This window comes from Barnesiella sp. CU968 (assembly GCF_905219685.1).
Taxonomy (GTDB): Bacteria; Bacteroidota; Bacteroidia; order Bacteroidales; family Muribaculaceae; genus Lepagella; species Lepagella muris_A.
The window spans coordinates 1-9614 of sequence record NZ_CAJMXD010000075.1; the positions used below are offsets into that span (position 1 = coordinate 1).

The following is a 9614-nucleotide window of genomic DNA, read 5'->3' on the forward strand; positions in this document are numbered from 1 at the left end:
CAACATTAGAAGATGTATGTTGTCCATTACATAAATCTTCTACGACCACGAGGAATTTGTGTGCGTCGGAAGATTTGGCAGTGTAGTTCAGTCGGAATGTTTTGCTTTCGAGCAGAACACGGTCGTTGTTAACCAGCACCGGACCGTCAACGAGTTTGAGCGTTCCCTCGCCGTCATACTGGAAATAGCGGATTGTGTAGAGGGTGTTGGTGTAGTTACCTTCCGGTTTGATCTCAAAGCGCAGCTCCACGGTCTGCCCCTTGACTATCTTTTCAGCGTAAGGCATTACCTCCACTGTGAAGGGGTAAGACTGTTGCACATCGAGATCGTCAGTGCATGACGAGAGAGTGAACACGAGGGCAAAGAGTGTTGCCCAGAACCCGAAGAACCGGGCGGGAGTAAGGCGCATCGCGCCAATCTTATTGAGAATTGTAGTCATAATTTTTCAGAGTTTTAATTTTGATTTTGTTGATTTTGCTTTTTTCGGAGTGAGCGACATAAGGTAGTCGTTCAGATCCTTGTGTTGAGGATAGAGTGAGGATTTATCCGCCACCTTGTCGCCAAACTCACGTTGTAGTCTGGCGAGTGCTGCACGTCCGGCAACATCATTGTCGAGATAGCATAGCACAAGCGGATAGTGTTGCAGATAAGGTATTGCCTTGTTGAGATTTGACACGGAGTTGAGTACCACGCTGTCGTTACCGTCATTATAGCCAAGTCTTTCCGCCGAAAGAAAGTCTATGAAGCCTTCAAACACGTTGCACCGTGGGTTGCCGTTGGCGATATGCGTGATGTTTTTCGGCGGATATGCTCCCTTGAAAAACGGGTTGCGCAATTCATATCCGTGAGCATTGTTCTCAAAGCCGACGGCATAATACCGTTTGCCATGAAGCGTGTAGTCAACCTGTACGCAGTATCGTTGGGCGATGTCACGGGGTATGCCACGGTCAGCGAGGTAGTTCAGCAGTATCGGCGACTCCAGACGTGATATTTCGACATTCTCAAATGTCGGTTCCTCAACGAATGGCACGGGTTTATAAGGCTTCTCGACCGGCAACTGCATCTTTTGAGCGATGAACTCCGCCCGTCTGATGAAGTCAGTTTCGCCTGTCAGTTCTCCGGCAAGAGTGAATATGTCGCCACCTGCTCCGCTTCCGAAGTCGAACCATAGATTTTTACGCGGGTTGACATGGAACGACGGCTTACGCTCATTGCGGTATGGAGAGTAGAACCACAGTCCTTTGCTGTCGCGTCCTGTCGGCTGATAGCCGAGGTGGTTGAGAAAATCCACCAACGGGATTTGTCTGATAGCGTCGATGTTCATAGGCGCATACCACGTTTGCGTTGCGGTCGTTCCTGTTTTCTTCCCGGATCGTTTGCCGTGACATGATACATTTTCACATCACGAACCTTTTTCATTTCCGAGGCGATGAACAGGTTTAGTTCCGATTTATTGGCACTGCCGATTATCTCATAGGCGAGGTCATATATGCCGCCATACATTTTTTCGGGTTGTGCCTTATCGTACCAACCGTTGGCATCGGTATCCACAACGATATTGCCATTTGCCGAATATGGCGACTCGTAGGTCAGAAGATTATTGTTCCGGTTTATCGGCTCAAATCCCATAGCCTTCATAAATTCTTCAAGAGGAAGATTTTTTATGTCGAGGTCAATCACTGTCATTCCCATAGGCTCATTCGATTATGAATTTGACACCGACACCATACTGAGTATGGAAATGGCCCGTGGAGTTGCCGAACACAAAACGCTCTTTCACGTTGGCAGTCAAGGCAATTTTATCGGAGAGGTAAAAGTCTGCCTGAATGGTCAGTGCGCCGCCATATATGAAGGCATCGCCGTTATGGAGCGTGGATCCGTCGGACAGTACCGACTTACCCCAGTTTACCGTTTCATATCCGCCGATGGCCGACACGCCGCCATAGAGGTGGAAGGTTTGCGAGTAGTCGCTCAGCAGATGCAGGTTGTAGCCGACCTCGCCAGTGAACTCCGCCACAGGGATACGCCCTTTTTCGCCGTATGGCTTGTAGGTCTGGAGATACTCGCCGCCGAAAGTCCATGTGTTGGCGTTGCCTTTGAACACGGAGTAATATACTCCGAAAGAATAGCCGCAGTTGCGGGAGTTGCCGGTATAAAAACCGTCCACCATATTCGCCTTTATTTCCACGGCTGACATTCCGGGGAGGCATCGCTGGGCCATTGCCTGCCCCGTGAAAAGGGCAAGCATGGCAGCGAAAATCATTATCGCTTTTCTCATCGGTTACTGTATGCTTAATTCGTCAATTACGTTGGCTCTCACAATATCATCGTTCTCCACGACAAAAGACTGATGGCGGCCACCTTCCTTTTCGGCGACCTCGATAACGAGCTGCTTATCATCGGGGATTGTGAATTTTTCCAGAGCAAACACGGTTCTTTCAGTGGATTTGCCGTGTACGACAGTCACATAGTTCTGGGCACGGAGCGGTTCAAGCACCTGCTCCTGCATGGCGGTTCGCTTGATAACTTTCTTATCCATAATCTTGAACGACACAAAATCAATGTCGAAAGTGATGTTTGATGTATTCTTCAGTTCGGTGTGGAAATAGAGCAAACCATTATTGGTGTAGATTGATTTGAGAAGGAATTGCACTCCGAAACGCTTGCTGCCGATATGCTTGATTTCTCGTTTGTTCTGCTTGTAGATAGATTTCATAATCAGCTTCACGAGCATCGGCGACTCCTGACAGAGTTTTTCCAGATAGATCTCCTGTGCGTTGTTGGGACGATTGACTGCCTCGCCGTCATGGAGAAAGTCGGTCATCTCGATGTTGAGCAACAGCGGCTCTTTGGCGAATTTCACGTTGAAGCTGTAATATGACCCATCTTCGGTTATTACCGAGAGGTTTGTTTCAGTCTTGAACGACTTGAAAGCCGATTTGACACGCAGCACATTTTTCGCACCGTCGGCAAGTCCGGCGACGAGGTTCTCATTGCCGAGGTCAACATAGACAACCTCCGAGGGGAAGATGATGTGTGTCGTCTTTTCATACGCGACTTCCAGTGCGTGAGGGGGTATCATTCGGTCAAAGCCGACTTTACGGGTTAGACCGTCAAACTTGTCGCCGTCGGTGTAGTTCGCACCGTACACATTCATGTCGTGTTCGGCAACTTCGGTGGTCTGGTCTTCGGTTGAAGACACGTTAACTTTGGTGTTTTTGGCAAAAGCCGGGGTTGCCATGCCTATCACAGCAATGGCTGAAAGAATAAATGTTTTCAATTTCATTATACTTGGAAATTTTTAGTGGTTTTGAATTTAGTTTTGTTCCGGCTGGTGCAGCATGACCTTATAGCCGGCTTTGAGGTGTACTTTTACCTCGCGGACTTTCTTTGTGAGATATGAGCTGACGCCGTTGAGTATGCCACGACCCGCATCTGACACTATCTGCGCTCCCGCATTGGTGGAGATGTTGATTGAACTGCCGACAGTGCTGCCCATGTTTGCTCCAATCTCTTTCAGTGCGTCAGACTCCATTGAGTTGGGTATGTTGATACCCTCCTGACCGTCGGAGTCGAATACCTGCAACTCCACCTCATACACGGAGCCTTCCGACTCGACCGATGAAATCTCAATCTCCAGCCTCTCGCCCTGCAATCGGCTTTCGCCCATTATGATTGTATTGCGTGGCACAAGTCTGTTCCCGACCCACATCGGCTCAGTAAGCCTCAGTCTGACGGGCTGACCGTTGGCGATAGTTTGGTCGTTGGCGACCACTGCGGAAATGGTGTTCTTGCTTGATGTCTTTTGTACTCCGACCGAGGTGTTGAACCCACGGTTGGAAGATGATCCGAGCGATGAAACGACATTGCGGCTGACCTGTGCAACGGGCAGGACATTGCGTTTGCCTTTTTCTTCCTCCTGCGGCTGTGTAGGCTGGTAATTGCCACCGTTGCCATTGCCCATATATTGGGCGGCAAGCTGATAGGAGCGCTCAAGCAACTCCATCTCATCGGGAGATTTGTGGTTGTAGTCCGGCATCGCCTGTTGCATTTCCAGTTCTGCGATACGTTCCTGCAACTCGGCAACCTGCTGTGCCTCGCCTGACGGCTCCGAGATATAAAAGTCTTGTAATGAAGCCTGAGCCTGCTGGTATGCGTCAGCCGATGACTGGATAGCGTCCGGCATATCGGTTGTTGACTGAGTGGCAACCGTATCAAGCGTTGCCGATATGCTTTCGAGCTGGGCCTGCCGGGTTTCCTTCTCCTTATTCTGCGCAGCCTGCTGGTAAGCGGCAATCTTACTGTCCGGAATACCGTCGGTTGTTCCGTCGGGTAGTTCGGTGTTGGCTTTGCCTGCCACCGCTTCATCATCTCCGCTTGGAGCGAATATCAGCCAGATGCACACGAGGCATGACAGGCACAACACGGTATAGACTGCAATCTTCTTTACCCGTTCCCGGTCAGCCGGAGTCTTGGGCGTGAGCCGGTTCCTGAGTTCGTCAATCAGTTTCATGGGCAGCGGAGTCTAATGGTTCGACATTTATTTCCGATGTCATTTCCTCATAAGCCTTGATTTTAATGTCCATGAGTTTCTCATCGGAAATAGTCCTCAGTCCCTTCTGTATGGGGATTGCCTCGATATGCTCAATCTCTAAGGATTGGCGGGCATGACCCGCCCCCATCTTGTAACAGGCATTGCCGAACACGAAGAAAGCGGCGAGTATGAAAGCCGACAGGAGTATTGTCACGACCATCAGCCTCTGGTTACGGGGCAGGTCATCGCACGCCTTCCTGATTTTGGCGACAAGTCGCCCCTTCGGTGTGTGCCATACCTTATTATATAAGGGCGACACGAGGTTTCTGATTTTTAGTTTCATTGAGATAAAGTACGTTTGGTGGTTATCAAATCTTTGTTTTCGAGTATCGTCAGCCCCTCGATCATGAAGCCGTTGGGATTGTCGTCCGAGCGGCCGGTGTTGACAAGGCGGCAATCCGTGACAAGCGACCTTTCCGTCACGTTGCTCTGGCGGATAATCATCTGCCGGGCGTAAGTCCTTATATTGTAGGGATAGTCGTTGAAATTGCAGACTATGCTGTCAACCTGAAGCACCTGAGATATATTACCAGCGATTATGCGGTTGTAGTAGCCTTTCTCCACATAGTCGGAGTAATAGTTGTAGGCACTTTTGTCAGCCAGTGACATGGCGCGGTTGATGTTGTGCTCAATCGCCGACTTGTCGGGCGACAGCGTGAAGAACAGTTCGTGAAAGCGTCGGACGTGTTCACGCGCCTCTGCTGGGCGGTTCTGTTCCATGTCCTGTGATAAGGCGAGCATCAGGCTCTTTCCGTTGTCAAGGACATAGATTTTCTCCCTCTGTTTTTCGGCAAACCGTAAGGACATCATAACCGAGGCTACCGCGACCAGAGCGCAGAGCGATATGACGATTATACCGAACAGTCGGATTTGCCTGAAGGATGTTTCGATGTTTTTTAATGACTTAAATTCCATAATTTTAATTAGTGAATGTTTTTATAAGAATTGGAGTATGTGGCGTATCACATCCACCGTCCAGCCGTTGCCGAGCATTTTATATATCTGCGGTTCGCTGCACACCCATTCATACCAGTCCGGGATTGTCTGAAGCCGGCAGCACTCTTTTGGAGTAAGCCGCCTCAGCACTATGTCGTCGCCGTTGACAATCAGGCATGCCGCTGAGTTGCTCGACGTGGCAAGCAGACAAGGCGCCTTTCCTGACAATACGGGCCTGAACCCTCCGCCAAACTGTGGCGACACGATGGCGCCGGAGATTATCACGGTGGAATCGGTTTTCAACGCGCAGTCCCTTATTGCCTTGCTGCCTTGTACGGCGGACAGCGGAAACCGCTCTATGTCAGGGGATGGACGGATAGTGTGGCTGGAAATCCAGTTCTCAGGACAGAAACAGGAGGCTGGCGTCGTTGCGTAAGTTTCGCAGAAATCATCATCGCGGAACAGATCCATGAAACTCTCTTCCGGTCTGAAATCCTGACTTTCTGATTCATAGGCTATCTGCCTTTCCAGCTTATCTATGTCTTTCCTCGAAAGGAAAAACCGTGCATCAGCCTCATCATCGAGAATATCCCGCAGATACACACCCTTGTCTTCGGGCTGGGGAACAGCCGTCCGTACAGTTTCTCCAAAGAGATGTGGAGTTGACAAGGTAAGTATGTTCGTCCAGTAAAGCCGGAGCCGGTTCTGAGCGGACACAAGCGATGAATTTATCGCCACAGGCTGCAATCCCAGATGGCTGCTTATGACATTTTCATATTCGGCACGCATCCTTACATTTTCCAGAAGGAATTTCACATCAGGGTTATATGCCATGATCTCGTTGAGTATGCGGACGTATTCAAAGAATAGCACGCTTCGCGGGTCTTTGAAATTCATCTGCTTGCCGGCGAAACTGAACCCCTGACACGGAGAACCGCCTATAAGAAGGTCTATGCGGGGCAAATCCGCCGCCGAGATATTGACTACATTTCCCAGTTGTATGGTGTCGGGGAAATTGTGTGCGGTCTGGCGTATGGCAGCCTTGTCAATCTCGGACGCAAAATATTGTTTGACCTTTATTCCGGCTTCCCGCAGGGCGATCGCTCCGCACGACATGCCGTCGAAAAGCGACAGCACTGTCAGGCCGTCGTTGTCCATAGACTTGGATATGCGGCTATTTGAGCAATTTGCCTGCCCGTCCGACGATATTGCCGGCGACACCTCCGGCTATGCTTCCGCCTATTCTGCCTCCGGTCATGGCGGTGCTGTTGATTGAGCGACCGTAACTGCCCATGCCACCTGCCTGAATGATCCAACCGGCGACCGTAGGTATTGTGAAATAGCCGATTATGCCGATAATCATGAAGACGATGTAACAAGTGTTTGAACCATCTAAGTCCGCATTGGGATTGTTCGTCAGTTCAGAAATGTCGTTCTGGAGCATCAGCACCTGTATCTTGGCGAGTATCGTGCTGAACAGGTCGGCGACCGGTAGCCACAGGTATGTCTGAATGTATCGGCATATCCATTGGACGAGTGTATTCTGAAAGCCATCCCAGACGGAGAGCGCAAATGATATGGGACCGAGTATCGCCAGCACAATCAGGAAGAAAGTCCTTATCGTGTCTATCGTCAGCGAGGCAGCCTGAAAGAGCATCTCCAACAGTTCACGGAAGAAATTGGAAATCGCTTTCTTCATCTTGTACATTCCTCGCTCGATATACATTCCGGCGGCTGTGCCGACCTCAGTAATGCCCAGTTCATCAATCTGCCTGTCAAACTCGGCATCATCGACGAGGTAGGCGGTTGACGGGTCACGCATCATCTGTTCATATTCCAGCCTGTCCTTTTCCTCGCGGTATTTCTGCATATCGAGCGTCTGCCCTTCAAGCATACTTGCCGAGCCCTGTACTATCGGCGACATCACTGAGTTGATTGTGCCGAGCACGACCGTCGGAAAGAACATGATGCAGAAGCCTATCACAAAAGGACGGAGCAACGGGAATACCTCAATAGGTTCGGCTCTTGCCAGTGACTGCCAGATACGGTAGGCAACGTAGAACAACGCGCCGAGTCCGGCAATGCCCTGTGCGACTCCCGTCATGTCCTCGCACAAAGGCATCATCTCATCGTAGAGCGACCGGAGTATAGTGTGGAGGTTTGAAAAATCAATGGAGCAAAACATAGGCATCACCAGTATTTTTCAGAACCGTCGCCGTACAGGTTGATTACCCTCTGCGTATCAGCCTTTTTCTTCGCACGGAGATAGGACACCGAAATGTTCTTGTTTGTATAATAGGCGGTCAGGCTTTTAAGCCGTTTCATCTCGTTGTAGCAATCATCTACGACATCCATTCTGTCCTTGTCGGTCATGGAGAGTGTCGTGATGTTCACGACCTGTTTGAGGTCGTTGAGCACGCCGGTTGCATCTTCGAGTATCCTCGTGTAGCCGGAGGCTATTGCCGACAGTTCCGCCGATGTGTAGTTCGGGTCGGTCAGCATCTTCTTGTAGTTGTTCACATAGTAGCCGGATATGTCGCCGAGCATCAGAACTGTCTGCTGCACCTTGCGGGCATCGCGGACGAGGTTGTTGACCGCTTGCAGTGCATCATAATATTTCTTCGCCTGCTGGTAGATCTTCACGGTTTCCTGAAAATTCGACACCATATTTTTTGCGGTGGTTGACTCCTGCACCAGCGACTTTGACGAGTTGACTATGCTTTGGGCAATGTTGGACGGATCTATGACCGTCCATTGGGCTTTCGCCCTGCCGGTTCCGAGGAACAGGCATAGGGCGATAAGCGGAATTATAATTTTTATTTGTTTCATCTATAACTTTGGATTAGTGAGTTATCTGATTTTGTGAGCCATGCCCACGATTAGTTTTGCGGTAAATATCAGTAGTCTGAGAACTATCATCAGGAGGCCCGCGAGGGCAATGACAATCCCTGACGCAACATTTGCCGCGACTCTTGAAAATTTCATACATAATCTGATTTGTGGTTGTTAATGGTCGCGTCTTTCAGACGCTAATTGCCGGATAGCCATCTCAATATCACCGCCAAGTTGGGCGGCGCGGTTGAGCACATGAATTTTCTCCGTTTCTTCGGTGGTGTAGCAGAGATATTCCTCCGGCGACACCTCAGTGGCATACACGGCTGATTGTGTTCCGCCAAGTCCAATCCATACCTCTTTGTAAAGTCGGTTCGGGTTATTCGCCATGTTGATACTGAGTATCTGCGCTTTCTCTTTGTCGGTCAAGCCGAGCAACTCCTGTATCTGGTCGAAGCGGTTCATGTACTTGCGCTGGTCGAGAAGTATCTTGCAGTCGGAGTTGTTGATGATTGTTTCCTTGACAATCGGCGACGAAATTATGTCGTCAACCTCCTGTGTCACAACCACAGCCTCGCCGAAATACTTACGGACGGTCTTGAACATATAGCGCATATACTCAGCCATGTTAGCCGTTGACAACGCTTTCCACGCTTCCTCGCAGATTAGCATCTTGCGGACACCTTTCAAGCGGCGCATCTTGTTGATGAAGGCTTCCATTATGATGATTGTCACAATGGGGAACAATTCCTTGTTATCTTTCACGGCGTCAATCTCGAATACAACAAACCTCTTGTTTAGCAGGTCAATGTTCTCCTTTGAGTTGAGCAGGAAGTCAAAGCGTCCGCCGTGGTAATACTGGCGTAGGGTCGTCAGGAAATTGTCAATATCGAAATCTTGTTTGTAAATCGGGATAAGACGGTTCGCCATTTCCGCTCGGTAATCATCGCGCATGAACTCGTAGAAGGAGTTGAAGCAGGGAACGATGTTCCGGTCAGTTTTCATCTTGTCAAGGAACATGGAGAGTGCCGAGCCAAGTTCGCCGCTTTCGGTTTTGCTTATGCGGTCGTCCTCCGACTTCCACAGCGTCAGTAGCAGTGTCTTGATGCTGTCCTTTTTCTCCACGTCGAACACCCCGTCATCAGTGAAAAACGGATTGAATGAAATCGGTTTTTCCTCGGTGTAGGTGTAATATATGCCGTCCTCGCCGTGGGTTCGGTTGTGGATCAGGTTGCACAGCCCTTCGTAGGAA

At 49.8% G+C, this 9614-nt stretch carries 12 protein-coding genes; all 12 read right to left on the minus strand.

Annotated elements, in window-relative coordinates:
• Window positions 1-409, minus strand: a 409-nt coding sequence (locus JX312_RS04605) for a DUF3872 domain-containing protein (protein WP_204457208.1), incomplete at its 3' end; no start/stop codon positions are given.
• 36 nt (window positions 410-445) lie between these two features.
• Window positions 446-1324: a toprim domain-containing protein gene (locus tag JX312_RS04610; RefSeq protein WP_148464224.1), complete on the minus strand. Its 879-nt coding sequence runs from the start codon at window positions 1322-1324 to the stop codon at window positions 446-448.
• Complete coding sequence (locus JX312_RS04615; protein WP_148464225.1) at window positions 1321-1692, minus strand: hypothetical protein; 372 nt, start codon at window positions 1690-1692, stop codon at window positions 1321-1323. The genes JX312_RS04610 and JX312_RS04615 overlap by 4 nt, the downstream gene beginning before the upstream one ends.
• Before the next feature lie 4 nt (window positions 1693-1696).
• Window positions 1697-2278, minus strand: coding sequence for a conjugal transfer protein TraO (locus JX312_RS04620; protein ID WP_148464226.1), 582 nt, complete (start codon window positions 2276-2278; stop codon window positions 1697-1699).
• A 3-nt stretch (window positions 2279-2281) separates the two neighbouring features.
• On the minus strand, window positions 2282-3286 hold the full coding sequence (gene traN, locus JX312_RS04625) for a conjugative transposon protein TraN (RefSeq protein ID WP_369809669.1): 1005 nt from the start codon (window positions 3284-3286) through the stop codon (window positions 2282-2284).
• A 30-nt stretch (window positions 3287-3316) separates the two neighbouring features.
• Window positions 3317-4513: a conjugative transposon protein TraM gene (traM, locus tag JX312_RS04630; protein ID WP_148464227.1), complete on the minus strand. Its 1197-nt coding sequence runs from the start codon at window positions 4511-4513 to the stop codon at window positions 3317-3319.
• Entirely contained in the window at window positions 4500-4877 is a 378-nt protein-coding gene (locus tag JX312_RS04635; RefSeq protein WP_148464228.1) for a TraL conjugative transposon family protein, read from the minus strand. Before JX312_RS04635 ends, traM begins: the two co-directional genes overlap by 14 nt.
• Window positions 4874-5509 (minus strand): conjugative transposon protein TraK, encoded by a 636-nt coding sequence (gene traK / locus JX312_RS04640; RefSeq protein WP_148464229.1) that lies wholly within the window; start codon window positions 5507-5509, stop codon window positions 4874-4876. The genes JX312_RS04635 and traK overlap by 4 nt, the downstream gene beginning before the upstream one ends.
• A 21-nt stretch (window positions 5510-5530) precedes the next feature.
• Window positions 5531-6688, minus strand: a complete 1158-nt coding sequence (gene dcm / locus JX312_RS04645; RefSeq protein ID WP_148464230.1) for a DNA (cytosine-5-)-methyltransferase — start codon at window positions 6686-6688, stop codon at window positions 5531-5533.
• A 16-nt stretch (window positions 6689-6704) separates the two neighbouring features.
• Window positions 6705-7703, minus strand: coding sequence for a conjugative transposon protein TraJ (gene traJ, locus JX312_RS04650; RefSeq protein ID WP_148464243.1), 999 nt, complete (start codon window positions 7701-7703; stop codon window positions 6705-6707).
• A 17-nt stretch (window positions 7704-7720) separates the two neighbouring features.
• Entirely contained in the window at window positions 7721-8359 is a 639-nt protein-coding gene (locus tag JX312_RS04655; RefSeq protein ID WP_148464231.1) for a DUF4141 domain-containing protein, read from the minus strand.
• A 177-nt stretch (window positions 8360-8536) separates the two neighbouring features.
• Window positions 8537-9614 (minus strand): TraG family conjugative transposon ATPase (locus JX312_RS04660; protein ID WP_204457207.1); only part of this gene is annotated, 1078 nt, incomplete at its 5' end.